Origin of the sequence: Vibrio sp. S457-15 (genome assembly GCF_000960545.1) — a bacterium.
Classification (GTDB): Bacteria; Pseudomonadota; Gammaproteobacteria; order Enterobacterales; family Vibrionaceae; genus Vibrio; species Vibrio parahaemolyticus.
In genome coordinates this window covers 156,001-182,710 of record NZ_JYOQ01000028.1, presented here as the reverse complement: position 1 = coordinate 182,710, position 26,710 = coordinate 156,001, and the positions used below count along the sequence as shown (strand labels likewise).

The 26,710-nt window shown below is 46.0% G+C and carries 17 protein-coding genes; 13 read left to right on the top strand and 4 right to left on the bottom strand.

Annotation, left to right across the window (positions count from 1 at the left end; all coding sequences use genetic code 11):
* Nucleotides 1-191: 191 nt before the first annotated feature.
* A complete protein-coding gene (gene tyrS, locus UF05_RS03665; protein ID WP_005479092.1) occupies nt 192-1,379 on the bottom strand; it encodes a tyrosine--tRNA ligase in 1,188 nt (395 codons plus the stop codon).
* 130 nt (nt 1,380-1,509) lie between these two features.
* Between tyrS and UF05_RS03660 the strand changes: the two genes are divergently transcribed.
* A complete protein-coding gene (locus UF05_RS03660; protein ID WP_005490383.1) occupies nt 1,510-2,799 on the top strand; it encodes a peptidoglycan DD-metalloendopeptidase family protein in 1,290 nt (429 codons plus the stop codon).
* Nucleotides 2,800-2,823: 24 nt separating this feature from the next.
* Here the strand turns inward: UF05_RS03660 and vmeK are convergent, their stop codons facing one another.
* The 3 genes from vmeK to erpA form a co-directional block, all read right to left on the bottom strand.
* Nucleotides 2,824-5,955 carry a multidrug efflux RND transporter permease subunit VmeK gene (vmeK, locus tag UF05_RS03655; RefSeq protein WP_045545328.1) on the bottom strand — a complete coding sequence of 1,044 codons (3,132 nt, stop codon included), beginning with the start codon at nt 5,953-5,955 and terminating at the stop codon, nt 2,824-2,826.
* A 9-nt stretch (nt 5,956-5,964) separates the two neighbouring features.
* A complete protein-coding gene (gene vmeJ, locus UF05_RS03650; RefSeq protein ID WP_045545329.1) occupies nt 5,965-7,080 on the bottom strand; it encodes a multidrug efflux RND transporter periplasmic adaptor subunit VmeJ in 1,116 nt (371 codons plus the stop codon).
* 108 nt (nt 7,081-7,188) lie between these two features.
* A complete protein-coding gene (gene erpA, locus UF05_RS03645) occupies nt 7,189-7,530 on the bottom strand; it encodes an iron-sulfur cluster insertion protein ErpA (RefSeq protein ID WP_005461279.1) in 342 nt (113 codons plus the stop codon).
* Between the two features lie 247 nt (nt 7,531-7,777).
* Between erpA and hemL the strand changes: the two genes are divergently transcribed.
* The 12 genes from hemL (at nt 7,778) to UF05_RS03585 (ending at nt 26,650) form a co-directional block, all read left to right on the top strand.
* Nucleotides 7,778-9,073, top strand: coding sequence for a glutamate-1-semialdehyde 2,1-aminomutase (hemL, locus tag UF05_RS03640; RefSeq protein WP_005488434.1), 1,296 nt, complete (start codon nt 7,778-7,780; stop codon nt 9,071-9,073).
* A 337-nt stretch (nt 9,074-9,410) separates the two neighbouring features.
* Nucleotides 9,411-10,496: an AI-2E family transporter gene (locus UF05_RS03635; protein WP_005461253.1), complete on the top strand. Its 1,086-nt coding sequence runs from the start codon at nt 9,411-9,413 to the stop codon at nt 10,494-10,496.
* Between the two features lie 86 nt (nt 10,497-10,582).
* Nucleotides 10,583-11,608, top strand: a complete 1,026-nt coding sequence (gene rsmC / locus UF05_RS03630; protein WP_045545330.1) for a 16S rRNA (guanine(1207)-N(2))-methyltransferase RsmC — start codon at nt 10,583-10,585, stop codon at nt 11,606-11,608.
* A 226-nt stretch (nt 11,609-11,834) separates the two neighbouring features.
* The gene (locus tag UF05_RS03625; RefSeq protein WP_005461251.1) at nt 11,835-15,221 is read left to right on the top strand and encodes a hybrid sensor histidine kinase/response regulator; all 3,387 of its coding nucleotides are present in this window, start codon (nt 11,835-11,837) and stop codon (nt 15,219-15,221) included.
* Nucleotides 15,222-16,129: 908 nt separating this feature from the next.
* A complete protein-coding gene (locus UF05_RS03620) occupies nt 16,130-17,812 on the top strand; it encodes an ABC transporter substrate-binding protein (RefSeq protein ID WP_005461274.1) in 1,683 nt (560 codons plus the stop codon).
* Between the two features lie 170 nt (nt 17,813-17,982).
* Nucleotides 17,983-18,969: an ABC transporter permease gene (locus UF05_RS03615; protein WP_005461259.1), complete on the top strand. Its 987-nt coding sequence runs from the start codon at nt 17,983-17,985 to the stop codon at nt 18,967-18,969.
* A gap of 2 nt (nt 18,970-18,971) precedes the next feature.
* Complete coding sequence (locus UF05_RS03610) at nt 18,972-19,997, top strand: ABC transporter permease (RefSeq protein WP_045545331.1); 1,026 nt, start codon at nt 18,972-18,974, stop codon at nt 19,995-19,997.
* 2 nt (nt 19,998-19,999) lie between these two features.
* A complete protein-coding gene (locus UF05_RS03605) occupies nt 20,000-20,983 on the top strand; it encodes an ABC transporter ATP-binding protein (protein WP_020841243.1) in 984 nt (327 codons plus the stop codon).
* Between the two features lie 47 nt (nt 20,984-21,030).
* A complete protein-coding gene (locus tag UF05_RS03600) occupies nt 21,031-22,026 on the top strand; it encodes an ABC transporter ATP-binding protein (protein ID WP_005461254.1) in 996 nt (331 codons plus the stop codon).
* A 63-nt stretch (nt 22,027-22,089) separates the two neighbouring features.
* Complete coding sequence (locus UF05_RS03595) at nt 22,090-23,829, top strand: glycoside hydrolase family 9 protein (RefSeq protein WP_025632492.1); 1,740 nt, start codon at nt 22,090-22,092, stop codon at nt 23,827-23,829.
* Nucleotides 23,830-23,831: 2 nt separating this feature from the next.
* On the top strand, nt 23,832-24,722 hold the full coding sequence (locus UF05_RS03590) for an N-acetylglucosamine kinase (protein ID WP_045545332.1): 891 nt from the start codon (nt 23,832-23,834) through the stop codon (nt 24,720-24,722).
* An 8-nt stretch (nt 24,723-24,730) separates the two neighbouring features.
* Nucleotides 24,731-26,650: a beta-N-acetylhexosaminidase gene (locus UF05_RS03585; RefSeq protein ID WP_045545333.1), complete on the top strand. Its 1,920-nt coding sequence runs from the start codon at nt 24,731-24,733 to the stop codon at nt 26,648-26,650.
* Nucleotides 26,651-26,710: the final 60 nt, after the last annotated feature.

The window sequence follows — 26,710 nt, the reverse complement described above, 5'->3', positions numbered from 1 at the left end:
TCTTACTCACCCAACGACTGGGAGGATGGTCGGTATTGTTCATGTAAATCTCCGATATCGCTGCCCTGATTGGCAGCGCAAGTATAGTAGCAAAGTTAATCCATATTTACAGGTGGGCTTTGTTCTTTTTTTGCCAATTTTAAGAACAAAAAAAGCGCCCATAGGGCGCTTCCATACGTAATAATTATGGATTACTTAATCGTAATACGTGCAAATTTACGTTTACCAACTTGGAATACGTAAGTACCAGCTTCTGGTGCAAATTTAGCGTCGGCAACTTTCTCGCCTTCAACCTTTGCTGCACCTTGTTTTACCATGCGCATCGCTTCAGACGTTGACGCACACAGACCAGCATCTTTTAGAAGATTCGCTACTGGAGTACCAGCATCAAAGTCAAATTCTGGCATTTCGTCAGGGATTTGGTTCTTAGCGAAACGGTTCACAAACTCTTGCTCTGCCGCATCTGCATCAGCTTCACTGTGGAAACGCGCAATGATCTCTTTAGCAAGTAGCACTTTGATATCACGTGGGTTTTTACCCGCTTGAACATCCGCTTTAAACTGTTCGATTTCCTCTAGAGGACGGAACGATAGCAGCTCGTAGTAGCTCCACATTAAGTCATCAGAGATCGACATGATCTTACCAAACATTTCGCTTGGCGCTTCGCTGATACCAATGTAGTTACCCGCAGACTTAGACATCTTCTTCTCGCCGTCTAGACCAACAAGAAGCGGCATCATAAGTACAACTTGAGGTTTTTGACCGTGAGATTTTTGCAGTTCACGACCCATTAGAAGGTTGAACTTCTGGTCTGTACCGCCTAATTCAACGTCCGTTTCCATCGCGACAGAGTCCCAACCTTGCAGAAGTGGGTACATGAACTCATGGATAGCAATTGGTTGACCGCCTGCGTAACGCTTTTTAAAGTCGTCACGTTCTAGCATACGAGCAACGGTTTGGTTTGCAGCCAGACGAATCATACCTTCTGCACCCAGTTCAGACAGCCACTCAGAGTTAAACTGAATTTTAGTCTTCGCAGGATCTAGAATTTTGAACACCTGTTCTTTGTACGTTTCAGCGTTACGCAATACGTCTTCGCGGCTTAACGGTGGACGAGTTGTGTTTTTACCTGTTGGGTCACCAACCATTGCAGTGAAGTCACCGATTAGGAACGTCACTTCATGACCTAGTTCTTGGAACAAGCGAAGCTTATTGAAAATAACCGTATGGCCTAGGTGAATGTCAGGTGCTGTTGGATCGGCGCCCAATTTAATACGTAGAGGACGACCTTCTTTTAGTTTTGCGATTAGCTCTTCTTCTGGAATCAGCTCTTCAACACCGCGCTTAATCTCGGCTAGTGCAGCTTCAATGCTCGCCATTCTTGTTCACTCCCACAGATTTGGCAAAAATATAATAGCTGAACATATTACTTGAATAGCGATGCATTTTGAAACACGTTAGACTAGGTAGTTGTCACTTTTTCCGTTTAATTTAGCAATCAAGTACCTCATGCATTCGATTTTTGTCCGACTTCCACTCTTGCACAAAGTATTGATCGGTTTTTTTAGTGCTCTGATCATCATTGCACTGTTCTTTCTGCCCGATCCGCAAGACCTCAACCCGCAACAAAGCCGATTAAAAGTTGGTCAACACTATCCTGTGCCGATCTCACTTGAATTGACGACATTAAATGGCTCCTCTCAGATGTCTTCGGTTTTGCGCTGGGAAACTTACAAAGTAAAAAATGGCGAGAGCGCCGCCATTCTATTTAATCGAGTGGGACTATCTGCTCGTCTACTGCACGAGTTAGTGTCCTCCGATAAAGAAATTGAACAGCAGTTAACTCGTCTTCGTCCGGGCGATAAATTGCAATTTGGTTTTGATGAGAAAAACGACTTGGTTCAACTGCGCCGTACGTTAAGCGCATTCGAAACCTTTCGCATCAAACTGCAAGACGGAAAATACGTTTCTGAGGTCGATAAAAAAGAGGTCGATTACCAATTCAACTACGCCGAGGCAACCATCAAATCCAACTTCTGGAACGCAGGAATTTCGTCTGGCTTGAATGGCAACCAAATCATGGAGCTAGCAGGAATTTTTGGCTGGGATATCGACTTCGCACTCGATATTCGCAAAAACGACTCTTTCCGAGTGCTGTATCAAGAAGAAGTTGTAGAAGGTGAAGTCATTGGTCGCGGAAAAATCATCGCTGCGATATTCAAAAACCAGGGCGATACGTTTACGGCTATTTTAGATGAAAAAACGGGCAAATATTACGACGAAAATGGCCGAGCGATGAAAAAAGCCTTCTTGCGCGCTCCACTGGATTTCCGTCGCGTGACTTCAAACTTTAACCCACGTCGTCTTCACCCAGTTACGGGTCGAGTACGTCCTCACCGAGGCACTGACTACGCAGCACCTGTTGGTACGCCAATTTGGGCCGCTGGTGATGGTGTGGTGCAAAAATCGGCTTACAACAAGTTCAACGGGAACTACGTGTTCATTAAGCACAGCAATACTTACATTACCAAGTATCTGCACTTAACGAAGCGCACAGTCAAAACGGGTCAACGTGTTAAACAAGGTCAAACTATCGGTACGCTTGGTGGAACAGGTCGTGTGACAGGACCTCACTTACATTATGAGTTCCTAGTAAATGGCGTGCACAAAAACCCAAGAACAGTGAATTTGCCGCAATCCAAATCGTTAACAGGTAAAGCAAGACAAACCTTCATGGCGAATGCAAAAGTCAGTATGGACAAGCTGGATCGTTACAGTAAGTTACTGGCAATGAGATAAACGGAAAAGTAAAAAGAGGCAGCATTACGCTGCCTCTTCGCTTTCATCAGGTTCGGGCTTAGCAAGATGATCTCTTCCCAACATAAGCAAACAAGGCGTAAGCACCAACGTCAACACCGTAGCAAATGCCAATCCCCCCGCTACTGCCGTCGCTAACTGAGACCACCATTGCGTACTCGGCGCACCAAATTCGACTTTTTGATTAACTAAATCGATGTTCATTTCTAGAACCATCGGTAACAACCCTAAAATGGTCGTAATTGTGGTTAATAGCACCGGTCTCAAACGTTGCACACCGGTCCGCAGGATAGCCTCTGCTTTGTCCAGTCCTCTTTTTCGCATTTGGTTATAAGTATCAATCAGTACAATGTTGTTATTAACTACGATACCAGCCAAGGCAATCACACCAATGCCAGACATGATGATGCCGAATGGTTTTTGGAAAATAAGCAACCCAGCAAAAACCCCGACCGTTGAAAACAGCACCGCACTCAAAATCAAAAATGCCTGATAAAAGCTGTTGAACTGCGTGATGAGAATGAGCGCCATGACGCCAAGAGCCACAACAAAAGCGTTTTGCAAGAATGCTGATGAGTTTTCCTGCTCCTCATTTTGACCCCGAATCTTATATTCAACGCCTTCCGGTAAACCGAGCTGTTCCATTTCAGCCGCAATTTTTGGTAACTCAAGCGCCAAATTGTAGCCTTCCACCATATCCGCTTTAATGTTGATAACTCGATGGCCATCAACACGGCGGATAGTATCTTGCTTGTGGTCTGGTTTAATTTGAGCAAAGTTGGTTATAGGCACTAAACCTGCAGCGGTTTTCACTCTTAGCTGATCGAATCGACCAATATCTCGCTTCTCTTGTGGGTAGCGCACCAAAATATCGACTTCTTCATCCGCATCGTCAGGTAAATAGTCCCCTATTTTCAGACCATTCGTGACAAATTGAACTGTATTTCCCACCAAAGTTGCATCGGCAGCAAAACGAGAAGCGTCGTCGCGTCGAATGTCAATTTGCCAGTCAATCCCCTCTTTATTGGTGGTATCACTCAAATTAGTCAGTGCTGGGTTGCTATCAGCCCAAAGCCTAACGAGCTTCGCGGCGTCATCTAGCTCGCCTATACTCCTACTTCGAGAAGAAACTTCAATCACCAAATCATGTTCAACCGGAGGGCCGGCATCCGGGAATTTGTACTCTAACTCAACGCCATAAAATTGGTCGGTGGTAGCTTTTAGTTCTTCAATGATCGTTTTGACTTTACGACGATATTGCCAATCCACAGGAGTTATTTGAATCTGACCGATTTCGTCACCATTATCGCTCGATCCAGTGCGAGTGTAGACACTTTCAAACTCATCATGACCCAGCATGACCTTTTCAATTTCTCGCATTACGATATCTTTCTCATTAATGGAAAGATCCCCGTAAGAGCGTACTTTTACGGTGAAAAATGGCGGATCGACTTCAGGGAAAAACTCAGCTCCTAACCCCGCTTTACTGTAAGTAAATCCAACACCACCCGCCAGCAATACCGCGCTCAGCAGCACTTTCCAAGGATGTTTAATCGCCACAAACAAAGTTTTGTAATAAAGCTTGGTAATTCCTGTCGCTTTCTCAAAGTTTCCGTTGTGTAGCTCCACCATTTCTTGTTGGGCTTTAGGATTGATAACCTGAGGTTTACCAATAATGCCGCCAATAACAGGCACAAATAGCAAAGCCATCACCAATGACGCCGCTAACGTCGCGATTAGCGTTAACGGTAAGTACTTCATAAACTCACCGGTAATATCCGGCCAAAAAAGAAGCGGAGCAAATGCCGCCAACGTAGTCGCGGTAGAGGCGGTGATCGGCCATGCCATGCGTTTGGCTGCGTCTCGGTATGCCTCTTTACGCGGCGTGCCTTCTTGCATTCTCCGATCGGCAAACTCAGTGACGACGATTGCACCATCCACCAGCATGCCGACCGCCATGATTAAGGCAAACAGCACCACGATGTTTACGGTAAGACCAAAAACAGAGAGGACTAACAACCCCGTTAAGAAAGAGCCTGGAATAGAGATCCCAACCAACAATGCCGTTCTTACCCCCAAGATCGCGATAATAACGATGACCACCAAAATGATTGCCGAGAGAATGTTGTTTTGCAGATCACTAAGCATCAGCTTGACATCATCCGACTGATCCCAAGTGTATTTCACCTGCAAATTACTTGGCCACTCTGCACGCAGTTGCCCTTGAGCAATCACCTCTTTAACTAACGCGACGGTTTCAATAATGTTCTCGCCAGCACGCTTTTTCACGTCAAGCACAATGGCAGGCTCACCATCCAAGCGGGCAAAGCTTTCCGGGTCACGAAACGCTCGGCGAACTGTGGCCACATCACCAAAGGTGATCACTTCTTTACCATTCACTTTGATAGGCAATTCGAGAACATCTTTCAGAGAATCAAACACCGACGGAACTTTGACCGAAAAGCGCCCATATCCAGTATCGACAAAACCAGCCGCAACCACTCGGTTGTTTAGTGCGATCAAGTTATAGATATCGGCCTGATCCAATCCATAGCTTTCCATTAAAAGCGGATCGACCACGATCTCGACAATGTCTTCACGATCACCAGCAATATCGACTTCCAAAATCTGGCGGAAGCTTTCTAATCTGTCACGCAACGTTCGTGCGATTTGAACAATGGTTCTCTCTGGCACCGTGCCATAAAGCACAACGGTTAAAACTGGCTCCTCTGAAGCAAAAGTAACTTCATTGACCGTCGGTTCATCACTGTCTGCTGGTAGCTTAGGTTTCGCCAGATCGACCGCGTCGCGAACATCCGCCATCGCTTTATCGAGATCCACGCCGACGCTAAACTCCAAAGTGACTGAGGCGTGGCCTTCGGAGGCAACCGATGTCATCTCTTTCACCCCTTCAATTGAGCGCAGTTCTTGTTCGATAGGACGAACCAGTAAGCGCTCAGCATCAGTTGGAGAAATACCTTGATGCCCCACAGAGACGTAAATGATAGGAATAGTGATATCAGGACTAGATTCTTTTGGGATGGTGACGTAAGTAATGACCCCTGCGATGAGGATCATCACCAACAAGGTCAACATCGTTCTTGATCGGGATAACGCAGCGTCAATTATACTAAACATGCTGCCTCCCTATTTTTCGGCCGCATCGGTAGCGACATCACCGACTTTATTCGCAATCACGGTATCGCCATCACGAACAAACCCCTGTCCTAATACAATAATGTCCGCTCGCTCGCCAAGCCCAGATAACCAAACGCCATCTTCTTCTGCTTTGACTAACTGAATAGGAACAAACTTAACGTGTTCATCTTGCAGTGTTTTGACACCTAAATTCCCTTCTTCATCTAACGCCAACATTGCAGCGGTAATTTTAATCGCTAGCACTTCATTCAAAGGGAGCTGCACTTCCGCGCTGATCCCCGCTGGGATGAACGAATTGCGATTATCTATTTCGATTTCAATCGGAAACGTATTGGTCGATACGGAAGAAACACGACCAATATAACGTAAAGTCCCCAAGTGATGCTGACCATTGATAGTTCTGACATCCGCTTGAAGACCTTCTTTAAGATACTGGATATGGCGCTCGCTAACGTCGGCCTCAATGACCAGAGTCTCTAAATCAATCACTGTCGCTATTGGGTCGCCCACACCGACAAAGTCACCCACTTCGACAAAATGATGATCAACAATGCCATCAAAGGGCGCTTTAACTTCGGTATTCTTGAGAGCGGTTTGGACATTATTGAGGTTCGCTCTTGCATCGACTAACGCGGCTTCCGCAGTCGCAAAGGCCACCTCGCCTTGTAACCCCCTGCTTTTGAGGGATTTTGCGGCATTAAACTCCTTTTCTTTCACTCGCAGCATAGCCTGAGCGCGTTTGAGCTGACTGTCCAAATCCCGCTTATCAATGTTAGCAATCACTTGCCCTTGCTTAACAAGTTGCCCTTTATTGATGTTGAGACTGACAATTTTACCGGCCACTTCTGCACCAAGACGAGCTTGGCGATTGGGTGCGGTTCGGCCATAAAGTTCTATCGTTTTACTGGTAGGTTTTGCGGTGAAAGTATCAAACATCACCTTAGCTAAGGGCGTGTTTTCAGATTGGAGAGATGGGGATGAGGTGTGGTCACCTTGTGCTTTGAGCTGCCCTGCAGCCAACCAAGCAACAAGTAGCAAAATAAGGATGAGAGATACTAGCCATGGACGTTCGACAAAACGTCGCCCAAACGAAGTTCCAGACATACAAAGTCCTTTTTATTATTCTCTCCTGCGGAGCGCTGAGAGCATGTTTACGTGACATCCTGCTACGTAAAACTCAGGCAGCCAATTGGCTGCCTGTCATCGTGTCAATTACACGCTAAATGATGCACCACAACCACATGTGGTTGTTGCATTCGGGTTGTTAACGAAGAAGCGAGCGCCTTCCAACCCTTCGGTGTAATCCACAATGCCGCCAATCAGGTATTGCAGGCTCATTGGGTCAACAACCAGTGTCACGCCACTGTTTTCGATGGTTGTATCGCCGTCATTTACGTTCTCATCGAAAGTAAAGCCGTATTGGAAGCCGCTACAACCGCCACCAGTAATGTATACGCGCAATTTCAATGCCGGGTTTTCTTCTTCTGCAATCAGTGCCTTAACGCGAGATGCTGCAGCATCAGAAAAAGATAATGGTACGTTTACTTCGCTCACGAAGACCTCTCTCACTCGTGTAATGCGTCAAGCCTGGAGCAAGACGTCAAATTTGTGCTAATTGAGGACGATTATCCAATACCTGACAAACTCGTTCAAGTATTCGCCGCCGATTCTTTAGATTGGTCGCTGATATGTAAGATTACACTGCGAAACAACACATAAATTAAGCAAAACGTTTCTAACTTGATTATAGCTAGGTACAATGCGCCCCACTTGGTCCGAGCAATCAAAAGAGGATAACCCCATGACCAAATCATCAGAGCTGTATCAAAAAGCTCAGCAAACCATTCCTGGCGGTGTAAATTCACCAGTTCGTGCATTCAATGGCGTTGGCGGTTCTCCGCTATTTATCGAACGAGCAGACGGTGCACTGATTTTTGATGCCGATGGTAAAGCGTACATTGATTACGTTGGCTCTTGGGGTCCAATGATTCTTGGCCACAACCACGCTGTTATTCGTGAAGCGGTTATCGACGCGGCACAACGTGGCCTGAGCTTTGGCGCACCAACAGAGATGGAAATCGCGATGGCAGAACTAGTGTCTGAACTCGTACCATCAATGGAACAAATCCGCATGGTAAGTTCTGGTACAGAAGCAACCATGAGTGCGATTCGTCTCGCTCGTGGCTTTACTGGTCGTGACAAGATCATGAAGTTTGAAGGCTGTTACCACGGTCACGCAGACAGTTTGCTAGTAAAAGCTGGCTCTGGCGCACTAACTCTAGGCCAACCAAGCTCTCCAGGCGTTCCTGCAGACTTTGCTAAGCACACGCTAACGGCAACATTTAACGATCTAGATTCTGTACGTGAACTGTTTGCAGCGAACAAAGGTGAGATCGCATGTATCATCGTTGAACCAGTAGCGGGCAACATGAACTGTATCCCACCAGTAGAAGGCTTCCACGAAGGCCTGCGTGAAATCTGTGATCAAGAAGGCGCACTGCTGATTTTTGATGAAGTAATGACAGGCTTCCGTGTCGCACTTGGCGGCGCACAAGCACACTACAACATCAAACCAGATCTAACCACACTAGGTAAAGTAATCGGCGGCGGTATGCCTGTGGGTGCTTTCGGTGGCCGTAAAGAAGTGATGCAATACGTTGCGCCTACAGGCCCTGTTTACCAAGCTGGTACGCTTTCTGGTAACCCAGTGGCAATGGCTGCAGGTTTTGCCTGTTTGAACCTTCTAAAAGAAGAAGGCAATGAAAAACGCCTAGCTTCTAAAACTAAGCAACTGGCAGATGGCTTTAAGTCTCTAGCAGAGAAACACGGTATCCCACTAGTTGTTAACCAAGTGGGCGGCATGTTCGGCTTCTTCTTCACTGACCAAGAAACAGTAACTTGCTACGAAGACGTAACTAAGTGCGACATCGAACGATTCAAGCGTTTCTTCCACTTAATGCTAGATCACGGCGTATACCTCGCGCCATCAGCATTCGAAGCAAGCTTTACGTCTCTAGCGCACGGTTCAAAAGAGATCGACGCGACACTAGAAGCGGCGGATCGCTGTTTTGCAATCATTGCGGCAGAAGCAAAATAAGCGCTATACGCAAGTTATAAGAAAAGGACCGGAAGGTCCTTTTTTATTGCCAGTTCAAAATTACCAAGACAGCTAACACGCCTAGAACAATGCCAAACCACGGAATACGTTTGGTTTTCTTCTCAGATTTACATTTCTTATCGCCGTTACAACAACCCATTTTTCATCTCTTGATTGATAACCATCTGATTTGTAGTCATTATAACAAGGTCATTTACCCCTTCCCAATTCAGCTGTGTCATAAGGCTGAAAGGAAAGCCGGTGCAAAGTAATAAAGGTTTCGCGCTGATATCAACGCGAGCCACTGTAAACGTCATCCGTAAGTTGGATTTATCTCATGCCAAACAACGTAAAAATCACGTCGAGTCATCGTGTATTAATGATCGCTCTACTCGCCGCTGCTTTTGCTTGCTATTTATTGGTCGAGCCTTACATCAATTCGATCGTAATGGCTTTCATTATCTCACTGCTTATGTTTCCTGTGCATGAGTGGTTTGAGCGTAAAATGCCAAAACACAAAAATTCGGCATCGCTGCTCACGTGCGTAGTTTTGACTTTCATTATTGTCATTCCACTACTGTTTGTGTTTGCTGCAATTGTTCAACAAGGCTCCGTTTTTTCTCAGAACACGTACAAATGGGTCACCAATGGTGGCATTCAAGATATCTTCCAACATCCTTGGGTTATCAAAGGTCTATCCATTGTTAATGAGTACTTACCTTTTGATAAAATCGAGCCCAAAGCCATCGCCGAAAAAATCGGGCAATTTGCTACCACTTTTGGTTCAAACCTTGTCGCGATCAGTGCGAAAATTCTGGGTGACGCAACAAACTTCTTGATGGATTTTTTCTTGATGCTGTTTGTGCTTTTCTTCCTATTACGTGACCACGACAAAATCATTTCGGCAATTCGACATATTCTGCCACTCTCTCGTAGCCAAGAAGATAGAATCTTGACCGAGATAGAACAAGTTTCGAAGTCCGCAGTCATGGGCTCGTTTTTAACGGCTATCGCGCAAGGCTTAGCGGGCGGTATCGGTATGTGGCTAGCTGGCTTCCCTGGTTTATTCTGGGGCACCATGATGGGCTTTGCTTCCTTCATTCCAGTTGTCGGTACGGCGTTGATCTGGATACCAGCCGCCGCGTACTTGTTCCTCACCGGTGATATGACGTGGGCAATCTTCCTAACCGCATGGAGTGTAGTCATCGTCGGTTCGATTGATAACTTGTTGCGTCCATTGTTGATGCAAGGCAGCGCAGGCATGAATACCTTAATGATTTTCTTCTCATTATTGGGTGGTCTGCACTTATTTGGTTTGATTGGTTTGATTTATGGCCCACTGATTTTTGCGGTCACCATGGTGCTGTTTAATATCTATGAAGAGGAATTCAAAGACTTCCTCAACCAACAAGACAACAGCTAGCCGCCACTGAATAGTAAGCAACAGCTTCAAGCTTGGGCCAGATTGTGCGAAAATCTGGCCCTAATTATTTCTGATGAACCAAATTTATGTCTGCCTATATCGCTCCAAGCCAAATCGCTCAGCGTCAGCTAGAGTACTTCAACGGAAAACATGTTTTAGTTGCAGGTGAAGTCGAAGATATGTTCCCTCTGGAACTGACCGCACACTGTGAATCGGTCGAAGTTTTTACTTCAAACTACAGCTATTTCCGTCAAATCCGTCACTCAGACAAAATAAAAAGCCATTTTGGTTCTGAATTTGATGTGGATACTCAAGCCGACATGCTCCTGCTGTATTGGCCAAAAGCGAAAGCAGAAGCCGAATATTTGCTTGCCATGCTTATGGCTAAACTGGGCGTGAACACGGAGATTGTGGTTGTCGGTGAAAACCGTTCCGGTGTAAAGAGCATTGAAAAGATGTTCAAAGAATATGGCCCTGTGAACAAATACGACTCAGCTCGCCGCTGCTCTTTCTACTGGGGTAATTGCTTAAATGAGCCAAAGCCATTCAATCAAGAAGATTGGTTTAAGTCTTACACGGTAACCCTTGGTGAGCAGTCACTTACAGTAAAAAGTTTACCGGGCGTATTCAGTCATGGTCAATTTGACTTAGGCAGCCGTCTACTACTGGAAACCTTACCTAACTTGTCAGGCAAAGTGCTCGATTTTGGTTGTGGTGCCGGTGTTTTAGGCGCGTTCATGGCGAAAGCAAACCCAGAAATTGCGATTGAGATGTGTGACATCAACGCGTATGCCATCACCTCAAGCCAAGCAACGCTTGAAGCCAACGGTTTGTCTGGTCGCGTGTTTGCGTCTGACATTTACTCAGATACGGCCAATGACTACCGATTTATCATCAGCAACCCGCCATTCCACAGTGGTTTAGACACCAATTACAACGCTGCTGAAACTCTGTTAGGTCACGCGCCACAACACCTTTCAAACCATGGTGAGATGATCATTGTTGCGAACAGCTTCTTGAAATACCCACCAATTATTGAGAATGCATTCAATAATTGCGAGACGCTAAATAAGACCAATAAGTTCTCTATCTACTACGCGAAAAAATCGTAATGGTGAGCCGCGCAGGCAAGAACCTGCGCGCTTCTTTCCTAAAATTGCCCCATTTGTAAGAAAAACTGCGTGACTCTGCACGCTTTGCAACTAACTTTCTTGTCAAAGAAAAAAAACTCGTTAATTTTGTTAATTCTATCGAATTTAACTTCTTATCCGTTTTTAACGAGAACCTAGGCGAGCACCTTCAACCCGTGCAAGCCCTTTACGAGTTGTAATCTTATCCATGTTTAAATTCTACAAAAAACAGAAATTTAAGCGCCTTCAGAGTACGCTGATGACTGCGTTTCTTGTCCTCAGCATTACGCCTCTTACCATCACTGCGATTTTTTTCCTGCAATCCCATAGTAAAGATCTGCAAGAACAGAGCACTTCACATCTGCTTTCTGTTCGTGATACCAAACAACAACAGATCCTCGACTACTTCGAAGCGCAAGAAACCGAAGTCATGGGATTTGTACGCTCTGAGCTCGCGTATGCCAGTGGTGGTCGTTTTTACGGCCTCGTCAATGCATTTAGCCGTTTAGGCAATGATATTGAAGAAGCACGTGAAAATGCTCAGCAACGTTATATCGAAGGCAGCGGTGACCAAATCAAAACATCGATTTTGCCGGAGTCCTCAAATTATGTCGGCAGTGAACGTTATCGCTTACTCCACAAACGTTATCACTGGGCGTATCTGGAGCTACTCAAACGCTCAGATTTTAATGATATTTTGCTGGTCGATATTAACGGCAACGTGACTTATTCCATCAACAAAGATGACAACTACGGTACTAACCTACTAACGGGGCGCTACAAAGACTCGGCATTAGGTAAAACCTTTAAACGTCTAGCTGATGACGTCAACGAACGCCGCAAAGTGAATGAAGATTATACGCCCGTCATTATTTCTGATTTTGAACTGGAACATGGTCGACAAGTCGCTTGGCTTGGTGCACCTATCGTTCAACAAGGCTATTTGCACAGCTATGCTATGTTCCGTTTACCAAACAACGGCATTACCAAGCTGATCGCAGATAAGAACCGTGAATCGTCCATCAACACTCTACTGGTCGGCAGCGATCAGCAGCCACGTACGATTAATACCAAGCAAGACAGTATTCAAAACAGTCTTGAAGTCATCGATAAAGCTTTAGCGGGACAAACCGACGTTGGCACCTACACCAATGGACTTGGCGAAGAAATTATCGCTGCATTTGCCCCAATTCAAACACGCGGTATTACATGGGCGCTCGTGGTTCAACTTCCAGAAAAAGAGGCGTTTTCACGCATTCATCAACTGGAAAAGCTCTTCGTTATCGCCATGCTAATCGCGATCATTCTTGTGGTGATTGCATCGCATTATTTGTCCAACTTCATTACATCACCACTGCTGAAGCTGACTTGGGCGGCGGAGAAAGTATCCGCTGGCGACCTCGACGAAACGACATTCAATACCGAACGTAAAGATGAAATCGGTCGCTTGGCTATCAGCTTCGAACGTATGCAGCGCTCGATTCGAGAAAAAATCCAAACCATTAAACAGCAAAACGAAGAACTTGAAAGCAACATCAAGCTGATTCAAAAGCAAAATGATGAGTTGCAACTGGCTGATAAACTGAAAGATGAGTTCCTCGCAACAACCTCGCACGAATTGCGTACACCGCTACATGGCATGGTTGGGATAGCAGAAACCCTTGTGTCAGGAGCAAATGGAGTCATTCCCGCCAGTCAAAAATACCAACTTGATATCATTATCAAAAGTGGTCAACGCTTAGCTAACCTCGTAGACGATTTATTGGATTACCACAAAATGCGCTATGGCAGCATGGATATCCAAAAATCGGCAGTAAGCTTAGCCAGTGCAACACGCTTGGTGCTTGAGCTTTCTAATCACCTGCTAGGCAATAAGACCATTCGCATCATCAACCAAGTACCAGCCGACCTGAAAGCCGTTTCGGCCGATCCTCAACGCCTAGAGCAAGTGCTGTATAACTTGATTGGCAATGCCATTAAATACACCTCAGAAGGTAAGATCGTCATTTCCGCTACCATTGTTGACGATCACGTCCGAGTGCAAGTGGTCGATACTGGTCAGGGGATTCCAGCAGAACATCTTGAGCATATTTTTGAGCCTTTAATTCAAGCTGGTCAAGATGCAAGTCGCTATCGTCAAGGTGCGGGACTGGGACTATCGATTAGCCGCCAACTGATTGAGTTGATGGGCGGTTCGCTTTACGTAAGCAGTCAACCGATGGTCGGCACCACGTTTAGTTTCACCTTGCCATTGGCCAGCGAAGAAGAAATCCAAGCAACTCAAACCTTAGTGGCGCGCGGGCACTTTCAAATTCCTGAGATTAATTTGGAAAATGGCGACGACTTATCGCTACCCGAGAACCCTGATGGCCCACTGCTTTACGTCGCAGATGATGAACCCGTTAACTTGCGAGTACTGGAAAGCTTCTTGCGCCTAGAAGGATACCGCGTTCGTACCGTTTCAGATGGCCCAGAAACGCTGGCGCTGGTTGAACAAGAAAAGCCGGAACTGCTGTTACTCGACATTATGATGCCCGGCATGAGCGGCTACCAAGTATGTAGTGAACTACGTGAAACCTATGATCATGCTGAGCTACCGATCATTATGCTCACCGCTCTCAGCCAAACAGAAGACCGTGTGAGAGGCTTTGAAGCAGGCGCGAATGACTACTTATCGAAGCCATTCAACAAACAAGAGTTGGCGGCACGTATCCAAGCGCATTTAACAGCAAGTAAAGCGGAAATGCGCCATATGGAAAACAAAGTGCTGGAGTCAGAACTTCGACAACGTGCTGTCGTCGAAGCAAGCCTTCTTGAAACTCAAGGTCGTTTGTTGGAACAGCTAGAATCTGCACCGGAAGCTATTATTTGTCTGCGAGAAGATCAGCGTATTCGTTTTGCTAACGAAGCGGCTTGTAAGCTATTCAAACGCAGTTTAGAGCAACTTAAACGCTCGTCAGCTGACGAACTGATCGCACCAAAATATTTGACGGTGAAGCAGCCTCATTATTGCGGCAAAATTGATATCTACATTGAGGATATTCGTCAAAACATTGAAGCCGACATTCTAAAACTGCCAGAAGGCTCCGGCTTAGATGTGATGTACATCTTTAATGTCGGTGGTGGAGCTAACGCCGCGCGTATTCATAACCTAGAAACTGCGGTAGAAGTACTCTCAAGTTATGCATTCGATGGTGATAGAGACCAGTTGCAGAAACTCAAAGAGCTTGGTGGCGAGTTTACTCGTTTGGCTGATAAGGCTTTGGGCAACAAAAAAGATAAGCAAGATTTGATGCGTGAAGTGTTAGTCGATGCCATGACGCATGCATTAGACTATTGGGAGTCTGTTACGGGTGAAAGTAAATTTGCGTTTGCCGAACAAAGTGGACTGTGGCGCGTCTACCTCGACCGAAGCACACTGCAAACCCGAACGCTCGATAAATACATGCGTATCGAAACTCTGCCTAAAACACCGCGCTGGAGAACGGTTCTGAGTTCGATTGAGTTTATTCTTGAACACTGTAAAGAACAGAGCCCTGAACGTGCTTACATCGAAGCACAGCGCGATAAATTGCAAAGACTGCTCACTAGCTAAACCTCTCATAAAATACAAGCCTCGCTCAATGCGGGGCTTTTTATACCTATTGTTTTCTACCTATGGGTGGTACGCACTCTCCCCTCTCAAAAAACAAAATGCATGACATGTAAACGGTGAATGTATGCTCCTATGCACTCAACGAACAAGTACGAGCTGACATTTTCACAAACACCATTAATCTTAGCGACGACCTCAAGCACTCTTCTTAATTGAGCTCATTTCCTAGCAGCTTCGACGGAACTCTCCTCTTCTTTAAACGAAAAAACACCGTAGTTAAAAAGTGTTGTATTGCACTATTTATCAATCCGCCATTCTTCTTTGATAAATGGGAAATTAGACTTCATTTTTCTTGTAAAAAAAGCATAATCACCCCCTTAATTTCGCTGGTAAAAAAGACGATTTTTCATATTCCAAACGGAAATTGACCAACAATTGACAGAGATTGCGAAGTCAATCACAACAGAACGGCAGATTAAATTTCACCTGATTAATTAACGCTTTCAGCGCATGTGAGCTAGATCTCCGAACCTTACAAAGACAGAAAGAACCCCTTAAACACCTAGACCTCAATGTTAGCAACCACTAACACACAAGAAAAACACGGATATAAACTGCGACACATATCAATGTTCATTTTTCAACCAAGAACGAGCTAAAAGCAAACAAAATGACGTTTATGACGTGGACGGGTGTGTTTTTAACGTTTTTAACGGGAATCGAGTTTGATTATTTTATGGATAAGGTGTTTTCTTACTCCTGCCTAAGGCCTACAGGCCACTCTTAACGAGACTTAATGTGAAAAGCGTAAGTAACGAAAAACGAAGAGGTAGGTCTTGGAGAGTGTTTATCAATTGATGACATTCAATTCCATTTAGTGAAATGAAAGCAAATAGTAAGGAACAGCTATGCTTGCCAATATTAAAAAAACAGCACTAGCAACAGCAATTATTGCAACAGCTACTACAGGTTTTGCATCGGTAGCTACTGCGGCTGAACGCAGTGAACTGACTATCCACCCTAAAGAGTTTACAACTTTCGTTCGTAACTTTAACCCTTTCTTGGGTGCAACTAACTTGCACACAACAACCGACTTCATCTACGAGCCACTAGTTGTTTTCAACGAAATGCACGGTAACACTCCGGTATTCCGTCTAGCTGAAAACTTCAAAATGGCTGACGACCTAATGAGCGTAACTTTCGATATCCGTAAAGGCGTGAAATGGTCTGATGGTCAAGCATTCACTGCTGACGACGTTGTTTACTCTTTCAACCTAGTAAAAGAGAAACCTGAGCTAGACCAGTCAGGCATCAACTCTTGGGTTACTGGTGTTGAGAAAGTTAACGACTACCAAGTTAAATTCCGTCTAAGCGAAGCAAACTCTAACGTTCCTTACGAAATTGCTAAAGTACCAGTTGTACCTAAGCACGTATGGAGCAAAGTGAAAGATCCAGCAACGTTTACTAACGAAAATCCTGTAGGTTCAGGCCCATTCACAGTGATCGATACGTTCACTCCACAATTGTACATCCAATGTCAAAACCCGAACTACTGGGATGCTGACAACCTAGATGTTGACTGTCTACGTGTACCTCAAATCGCAAACAACGACCAATTCCTAGGTAAGATTGTTAACGGCGAGATGGACTGGACTTCTTCATTCGTTCCTGACATTGACCGTACTTACGCAGCAGCAAGCCCGAACCACCACTACTGGTACCCGCCAGCGGGTACTCAAGCGTTCGTAGTGAACTTCAAAAACCCAGACGCTGCTAAGAACGAAGCACTAACAAACGTTGACTTCCGTCGCGCGTTCTCTATGGCGCTTGACCGTCAAACTATCATCGACATCGCATTCTACGGTGGCGGTACAGTGAACGACTTCGCATCTGGCCTTGGCTACGCATTCGAAGCTTGGTCTGACGAAGCAACTCACAACAAGTACAAAGGCTACAACACGTACAACGTTGAAGGTGCTAAGAAACTTCTAGCGAAAGCTGGCTTCAAAGACGTGAACAAAGATGGCTTCGTAGACACACCATCAGGTAAGTCTTTTGAGCTTCTAATTCAATCGCCAAACGGTTGGACGGACTTCAACAACACAGTACAACTAGCGGTTGAGCAACTAGCTGAAGTTGGTATTAAAGCACGTGCTCGTACTCCAGACTTCTCTGTGTACAACCAAGCAATGCTAGAAGGTACTTACGACGTTGCTTACACCAACTACTTCCACGGTGCAGATCCACACTTGTACTGGGATAGCGGTTACAACTCGAAGCTACAATCTGGCGATGGTATGCCTCGTTTCGCGATGCACTTCTACAAGAACGACAAGCTAGACAGCCTACTTAACAGCTTCTACAAAACAGCTGATAAGCAAGAGCAGCTAGAAATCGCTCATGGTATCCAGCAAATCATCGCTCAGGATCAAGTTACTATCCCTGTGTTGTCTGGCGCTTACATGTACCAATACAACACAACTCGCTTCACTGGTTGGTGGAACGAAGAAAATCCTAAGGGCCGTCCAAACATTTGGGCTGGTATCCCAGAGCGTCTACTTCACGTACTGGACCTAAAACCAGTTAAATAAGTAGAAGTTCATTTCTCGCGGCACACATCCCGTGTGCCGCCTATAAAAATCCCCTAATAACGAAACCAATATGTGGCGCTCGTCGTCAGGGGATTTTTCGCTCTAAATTTCGCTAGGGGCGACCTGAAACCAGAAACAGGGGAAAAATCTGGGTGAGTAAGGTGTGAGTTATGGGTTATTTTTTAAGACGTTTGTCGTTCTATCTTGTCGCGCTCTTAGTTGCGGCGACGTTAAACTTTATTATTCCGCGAGCAATGCCTGGTGACCCAGTTACCATGATGTTTGCGAACGCTTCAGTACAGGTAACGCCAGAGCGAATCGCAGCAATGAAAGAATTGCTAGGTTTCGTTGATGGTCCTATTTACATCCAATACCTGTCCTACATTAAAAACATTCTAAGCTGGGAGCTAGGTACTTCAATTCAGTTCTATCCGCTTTCAGTAAACTCTCTACTTGGCAGTGCATTTGGCTGGTCTCTGTTCCTAGCTGGTACAGCGGTTGTACTTTCTTTCTCAATCGCATCAGTTCTTGGCATCTTCGCCGCTTGGAAACGTGGTAGTCGTTACGATGCCTTCGTAACACCAGGCACACTGATCATCCAAGCTATCCCACAAATGGTTATCGCAATGCTAGCGCTGTTTACCTTTTCAATTGGCTTGAAATGGTTCCCATCTGGCTACGCTTATACACCAGGCACCGTGCCAGATTGGTCAAGCTGGGCATTCATTAAAGACGTTGGTTACCACGCGGTACTGCCTCTATTTTGTGCAACGATTGTTCAAATCGGTGGCTTCTTAGTAAACATGCGTAACAACATGATCAACCTTCTAGCTGAAGACTACATCACAATGGCTAAAGGTAAGGGTCTAAGCGAAAACCGTGTGGTATTTAACTACGCCGCTCGTAACGCTCTACTTCCAAGTGTGACTGCACTTTCAATGTCTCTAGGTATGGCTATCGGTGGTCAGTTGATTATCGAAATGATCTTTAACTACCCAGGCCTAGGTACTGTTCTACTGAACGCTATCCACGCTCGTGACTACCAAGTACTTCAAGGTCAGCTAATTATCATGACGATGTTCATGCTGTGCTTCAACTTAATGGCTGACATGCTGTACATGATTCTAGACCCTCGCCTACGCAAGGGAGGCAAATAATCATGAAAAACTTATTCAAACTGATTTTAGGCAACTCGTTCGCACGTATTGGTTTAGCCATTATCACGATCTTCATCTTCGTTGCAGTGGCAGCACCATTAATTACAAAACACGCACCAGACAAGCGTACTGGTAATCCTCATGAGTACCCAAGCTTTGTTGTGAAACAAGCGCAAAGTAACCCTGATGGTTGGGTGGCTAAGAACCTAGCAGACGATCGTCGCACGCTGGTTATGTCTAAAAAAGCAGATCACGTATTAGGTACTAGCCGTATGGGCCGCGACATCTGGTCACAAGTGGCTTACGGTGCCCGCGTATCACTAGGGGTAGGCTTCGGTGCTGGCATCATCGTGTGTTTCCTAGCTACGGTCATTGGTATCTCGGCAGGTTACTTCGGCGGTAAAGTGGATGACGTATTGAGTGCTGCAATGAACATCATGCTAGTAATTCCTCAATATCCATTGCTGTTTGTATTGGCGGCATTCATTGGGGAGGCAGGTCCTCTCACCATTGCCTTAATTATTGCAGGTACTTCCTGGGCTTGGGGCGCTCGTGTTGTTCGCTCGCAAACCATGGCACTGCGTGAGAAAGAGTTCGTTAAAGCAGCCGAAGTTTTGGGTGAATCTCCATTCCGCATCATCTTCGTTGAAATTCTGCCAAACCTAATTCCTATCGTAGGTGCAAGCTTCATCGGTTCAGTAATGCTGGCAATCAACACCGAAGCCGTTATCTCGTTCTTGGGTCTTGGCGACGCAAACACCATCAGCTGGGGCATCATGCTGTACAACGTACAAACATCTTCAGCAATGTTGATTGGCGCATGGTGGGAAGTACTCGCACCTTGTATTGCACTAACACTACTGGTTACTGGTCTTGCTCTGTTGAACTTTGCCGTTGACGAAATTGCGAACCCTCAGCTTCGTTCTCACAAAGGCATGAAACGCTGGAAAAAACTAGCAGCAAAAGACAAGAAAGAGCGTGAGCCTGAATTGGCACCGCAAAATGCACTATGGAGCGGAGATAAATAATCATGACTGCACCACTAATTTCTATCCGTAACCTATGCGTAGACTACATTACAGATGCGGGCGATGTCCGTGCCTGTAACAACGTAAGCTTTGATATTGCACCGGGCGAAGTCTTTGGTCTGGCTGGTGAATCAGGCTGTGGTAAATCAACCGTTGCTTTCTCACTAATGCGCTTACATAAGCCGCCAGCGTTTATCACCGGAGGTGAAGTTATCTTCAATGGCGAAGACATCCTCCAATACAGTGATCAACGCATGCAATCATTCCGTTGGAGTGAAATGTCGATGGTATTCCAAAGTGCGATGAACGCGCTGAACCCAGTTCTCACTATGGAAGAACAGTTCTGCGACGTAATCATGCGCCACACAGGACTCACTCGAGCTCAAGCAAGAGTTCGCGCTGAAGGCCTATTGGAAATTGTTGATATTCATCCTAGCCGCTTGAGCGATTACCCGCACCAGTTCTCTGGTGGTATGCGTCAGCGTTTGGTTATCGCTATTGCTCTGGCTCTGAATCCGAAGATGATCATCATGGATGAACCAACTACGGCACTAGACGTGGTGGTCCAACGTGAAATTCTGCAAAAGATTTACGCGCTTAAAGAAGAGTTTGGCTTCTCGATTCTGTTCATTACTCATGACTTGTCGCTGATGGTCGAGTTTTCTGACCGTATCGGCATCATGTATTCAGGTGAATTGATTGAAGTCGCACCTTCGAAACAAATTCTGGAAAGTCCTTACCACCCTTACACCAAAGGTTTGGGTAGCTCTTTCCCTCCACTAACTGGCCCTAAGACCAAATTGACTGGTATTCCAGGCAACCCTTTGAACCTATTAGAGATTCCTCAAGGCTGCCGCTTCCAAGCTCGCTGTGACCGTGTCCACGAAGCTTGTACACGAGTACCGACTCAGCTGCGTCAAATTGAACCTGGTCGTTATTCAAACTGCCACTTGTACGGCGATACGATTGCTCAAACCAAGGTTTAAAACCAGAAGTCACGCTAGCTAAGAACAAAATTACACTGGAGAGAATTATGAGCAAACAACTCGGCGAACTGCTGGTTGAGGGTAAAAACGTCGTTAAGGACTTCCCGTTAAACAGTAACTCAATCAAGCAGTCAAAGATGCGTGCTATCAACGACGTATCTTTCAAAATGTACAAAAGCCGCGGTTTGTCAGTAGTGGGCGAATCTGGTTCAGGTAAATCGACCACCGCTAAAATGATTGCAAAAATGTACGCACCTACTGACGGCATCATTGAGTACAAAGGGCGTGATATTCAAGACATCACCTCAAGACAAGACTTGATGGCATATCGTGAAGGCGTACAAATGGTGTGGCAAGACCCATTTGGCTCGCTAAACCCAACGCACAATATCTTCCACCATATTGCGCGCCCGCTGCTGATTCATAAGAAAGTAGCACCGGGCAACAAGAAAGAACTGGAAGAACGTGTGTACGACCTACTTGAACAAGTTGGTCTTATTCCCCCAAAAGAAACGGCACAAAAGTTCCCGCACCAGCTATCTGGCGGCCAGCGTCAACGTGTAAACCTAGCTCGTAACATCGCAGTTGGTGCAGAAGTGGTATTGGCGGATGAGCCAACATCGATGCTCGATGTATCAATCCGTGCCGGTGTTCTGAACTTGATGGAAGAGATGAAGTTCGAGAAACAAATGTCTCTGCTTTACATCACTCACGACATCGCAACAGCGCGTTACATTGCTGAAGATCTCGCGGTCATGTACGTAGGTCACATGGTTGAATGGGGCGATACTGAAGAAATTATTCACGATCCTCAACACCCATATACGCAACTGTTGGTATCTGCGGTTCCAGATCCATCGAAGTCTATTCACGAGAAGCTGAAAGGCAACAAAGGGGAAATCCCACTTTGGACACCAGAATCTGTCGGCTGTCCATTTGCAGGACGTTGTGTACACGCTACCGACAAATGTCGCGAACGACTACCGGGCGTCACTCAACTGTCCGACAACCACTTTGTCCGCTGTTACTTATTTGAAGATTAATCATAACGAGGGTCAGGTTCAGCCTGGCCCATTCCTGTTTTTATCGTTTCCCGGAGACATTGAATGCTGCTACTGACTAACCACATTGGTTATGAACGTCTGGGCCCCAAAAAAGCCATTATCCAGACCGAACAACCACACTTGTCTTCTTACACTGCTCAATTGATTTGTGCCACTAGCGAGCAAACAGTGGCAACTTTTGCGGTTGAAGAACAAGGTAAAGTGGCGAACTGGCATCAGGGCTATTTCTACCTCATCGACTTTTCATCTTTCACAGATTCAGGCGACTATTTCCTACAAGTGGAAGATTCGCGTTCTTCCTCTTTCACTGTTGGCGAACATATTCTGTTGAATCAAACCCTGTCAGATGTGATCCACTACTTCAAATCACAACGTTGCGGTGGGGTTTTCGATCAACAAGATCGACAAGTGCCAGTGCTCAACGCCAACCAAACAGTTGATGTTCACGGTGGCTGGTACGACGCATCTGGAGACGTTAGTAAGTATTTAAGTCATCTTTCATACGCTAATTATTTGAACCCTCAACAAACTCCAATGGTGGTTTGGAACATCCTAAAAGGGCTTTCATTGCTTGAAGGAAGCGAAGACATTGCAGCCTTCACACGCACACGTCTTATTGAAGAAGCCCTGTTCGGTGCAGACTTCCTTGTTCGTATGCAAAACGAAAAAGGCTTCTTCTACATGACGGTCTTTGATAAGTGGAGCAAAGATACCGCACAACGAGAAATCTGTGCCTACGAAACGCAACTTGGTCACAAATTTGACGACTACCAAGCAGGCTTTCGACAAGGTGGCGGTGTCGCCATCGCGGCGCTGGCCGCGGCGTCGCGTTTAGGTGTTCACGGAGAATACGATCAACAGAAATACCGCAACGCTGCTGAAAATGGTTACTGGCACTTAAAAGAGCACAATACGCAATACCTCAATGATAGTGAAGAAAACATTATCGACGAATACTGTGCGCTACTAGCTAGTGTAGAACTGTTTAAAGCCACCAAAGAAACTCGCTACTTGGAAGAGAGCCGTTTGTGGGCACAACGCTTAGTTGCCCGCCAAATGAGCGACGAGCAGATTCAACACTTCTGGTCAGCAAACGAAGACGGCAGTCGTCCATACTTTCACGCTGCCGAAGCAGGTCTACCAGTTATTGCCCTATGCGAATACCTAGCAATTGAAGACGACTCCGTACAGACAGAATCGGTAAAACGCATCGTTAACCGAGCGTGTGAGTTTGAGATCAAAATATCGAATAAAGTGACCAACCCATTCGGTTACCCTCGCCAGTATGTTAAAGGCGTAAATGAGTCAAAACGCGATGCATTTTTTGTCGCACACAACAATGAATCCGGCTATTGGTGGCAAGGCGAGAATGCTCGATTGGGCTCACTCGCGACCATGGCATACCTTGCTCAACCGCATATAGCATCGCAAGAAATACAGCAACAACTTTCCGTGTTTGCTCAAGATGCATTGAACTGGATTGTAGGCTTAAACCCATACGACATGTGCATGCTTGATGGCCACGGTCGTAACAACCCTGATTACCTTCCTCAATATGGTTTCTTCAACGCTAAAGGCGGTGTGTGTAACGGAATCACTGGCGGCTTTGAAGACGAGGAAGACATCGCATTTAACCCACCAGCACAAAAAGACGACATGTTACAAAACTGGCGCTGGGGCGAACAATGGATCCCGCATGGCGCTTGGTACTTACTCGCGATAATGAGTCAAGCTCAGCATATTTCTCAGTTGGCAACCTCTAAAAATATTAAGGAACAATAATCATGGGGATGTATTTTGTCGGTATCGATGGTGGCGGTACGTCATGTCGAGCCAGGATCAAAGATTCACAAGGTAATTTTCTTGGCGAGGCCAAAAGCGGCAGCGCCAACATCATGCTAGGTGCTGAAGTTGCAATGGCTTCGATTCTTGAATCCATCACTTCGGCTGCCGAGCAAGGTGGCCTGACACAACAAGATTTTACATCGATGCATGTCGGCTTAGCCCTTGCAGGTGCTGAGCACAAAGCATCTTGGCAAGCCTTTATGTCTCTTCCTCATCCGTTTGCCAGTATGACTCTTAATACTGATGCTTACGGCGCGTGCGTTGGTGCACACAATGGCGAAGATGGCGCAATCATGATCGCAGGAACGGGCTCTTGTGGCATCTACCTTAAACGATTGGAGCAGCACGTTGTCGGTGGTCGCGAATTCCCTATTTCGGATCAAGGTGGCGGCGCAGTGATGGGGCTTCGCCTAGTTCAACAAGTTTTGTTAGCAGAAGATGGCATCAGAGAGAAAACGCCTCTAGCACAACACGTCATGGCGCATTTCGAAAATGACGTTGATAACGTGGTGGCTTGGTCTAAACAAGCGCTTCCTCGTGATTATGGCCAGTTTTCTCCTGCGATTTTCCAACATGCAGAACAAGGTGATGCACTAGCAATTGAGATGCTGAAGCAAACTGCAGCTGATATAGAAATGTTTCTCGTGGCATTAAACAAGCGCGGCGCAACGCGTATTTGTTTAATGGGCAGCATTGCTGAACGTATTTTACGTTGGCTTTCGCCACCAGTTCAGCAATGGGTTGTTGAGCCACAGTTTGACGCGATTGAAGGCGCAATTATGTTTGCAGGTAAACCTGAACATAACCTTTACTCGCTCAGTGCGGCGTAGGAGTAGATATGGAATATCGTGTTGATCTCGTCGTCCTATCAGAACAAAAGCAAAACTGCCGTTTCGGACTGACTTTCCATAACTTGAGCGATCAAGATCTCCACAATTGGAGCCTGATTTTTGCTTTTGATCGCTACATTCTGCCGGATAGTATTTCGAATGGTCAGCTCAAGCAAATTGGCAGCTACTGCACCCTCAAACCAGAAGGGTTGGTGCTGGCAGCTAACCATCATTTTTACTGCGAGTTCAGTATTGGTTCGAACCCATTCCGTTACTATTCTGATGGATTCAATGAAGCCTTGGTCAACTTTGAAGTCAACGGTAACCTGCAGCGAGCTCAAGTCGATGTCACGCCGATCGTATTGGCTTCGCCGTACCGTGAACGTAGTGAGATCCCTTCCAGCTTGACGCATGCGCAGCCTTTATTGCCAAAACCAAACCATATAGAAGTCAGCGATCACTGCTTTAGCTTTAATCATCACGCTGGCGTTGCGGTTTATTCAAACTTAGCCAATTCAGCTAAAGAGTGGTTACTTGAAGAGCTTAAGCGCATTCATCAATTTGAGTTCGCATCAGACAATGGCAGTCAGATCATCTTCAAAGGCAACCCAACCTTGGATGAAGGCGTCTACAAGCTGAAGGTAGCAGAAGAGTCGATCAAAATTGAAGCTGGCTCTTCGTCTGGTTTTACCCATGCTTGTGCAACGTTATTGCAACTGATCAAAGTTGGCGATCAACCAGCCTCAATGGAAGTGGTTTGCTGTTCAATCAAAGACCGAGCACGTTTTCGTTACCGCGGTATGATGCTAGATTGTGCTCGCCATTTTCACTCCGTTGAGCAAGTCAAACGTTTGATCAACCAGTTGGCTCACTACAAGTTCAATACATTCCATTGGCACCTTACCGATGATGAAGGTTGGCGAATTGAGATCAAATCATTGCCTCAACTAACCGATATTGGCGCATGGCGTGGGTTGGATGAAACCAATGAGCCACAGTACACGCACCTTGCTGAGCGTTACGGCGGTTTTTACACTCAAGAAGACATCAAAGACGTGGTTGCCTTTGCTTCTAAACGAGGCATCACTGTTATCCCTGAAATCGATGTACCAGGCCACTGCCGAGCTGCCATCAAGTCGTTACCACACCTATTGGTAGAAGCAGAAGATACCACCGAATACCGCAGCATTCAGCATTACAACGACAACGTCATTAACCCAGCTCTGCCGGGGAGCTATGAGTTTATCGATAAAGTGTTGGAAGAAGTCTCCGCGTTGTTCCCTGCCCCTTATGTTCATATCGGTGCGGATGAAGTACCTAACGGCGTATGGTCAAAAAGCCCTGCATGCCAAGCACTAATGGAACAACTGGGTTACAGCGACTACAAAGAGTTACAAGGGCACTTCTTGCGTCATGCCGAAGACAAACTGCGCAAACTTGGCAAGCGCATGCTGGGTTGGGAAGAAGCACAGCATGGCGACAAAGTCAGCAAAGACACAGTGATCTATTCGTGGCTAAGCGAAGAAGCGGCGTTGAACTGCGCGCGCCAAGGTTTCGATGTGGTGCTACAACCAGCGCAAACCACCTACCTAGATATGACCCAAGATTACGCACCAGAAGAACCGGGCGTGGATTGGGCTAACCCGTTGCCGCTAGAAAAAGCTTACAACTATGAACCACTCGCTGAAGTGCCAGCCGACGATCCAATACGTAAACGCATTTGGGGCATTCAAACAGCATTGTGGTGTGAAATCATCAACAACCAGTCTCGCATGGACTACATGGTCTTCCCGCGCTTAACCGCAATGGCAGAAGCATGTTGGACAGACAAGCAACACCGAGACTGGACCGACTATTTATCACGTTTGAAAGGACACCTACCGCTGCTTGATTTGCAGGGAGTGAATTACCGTAAACCGTGGAAGTAATACAGAGCTGATGTAGAAGCATCACGCTTGAAGAGTTTTTAAATTTTGGCTGCAGACGCA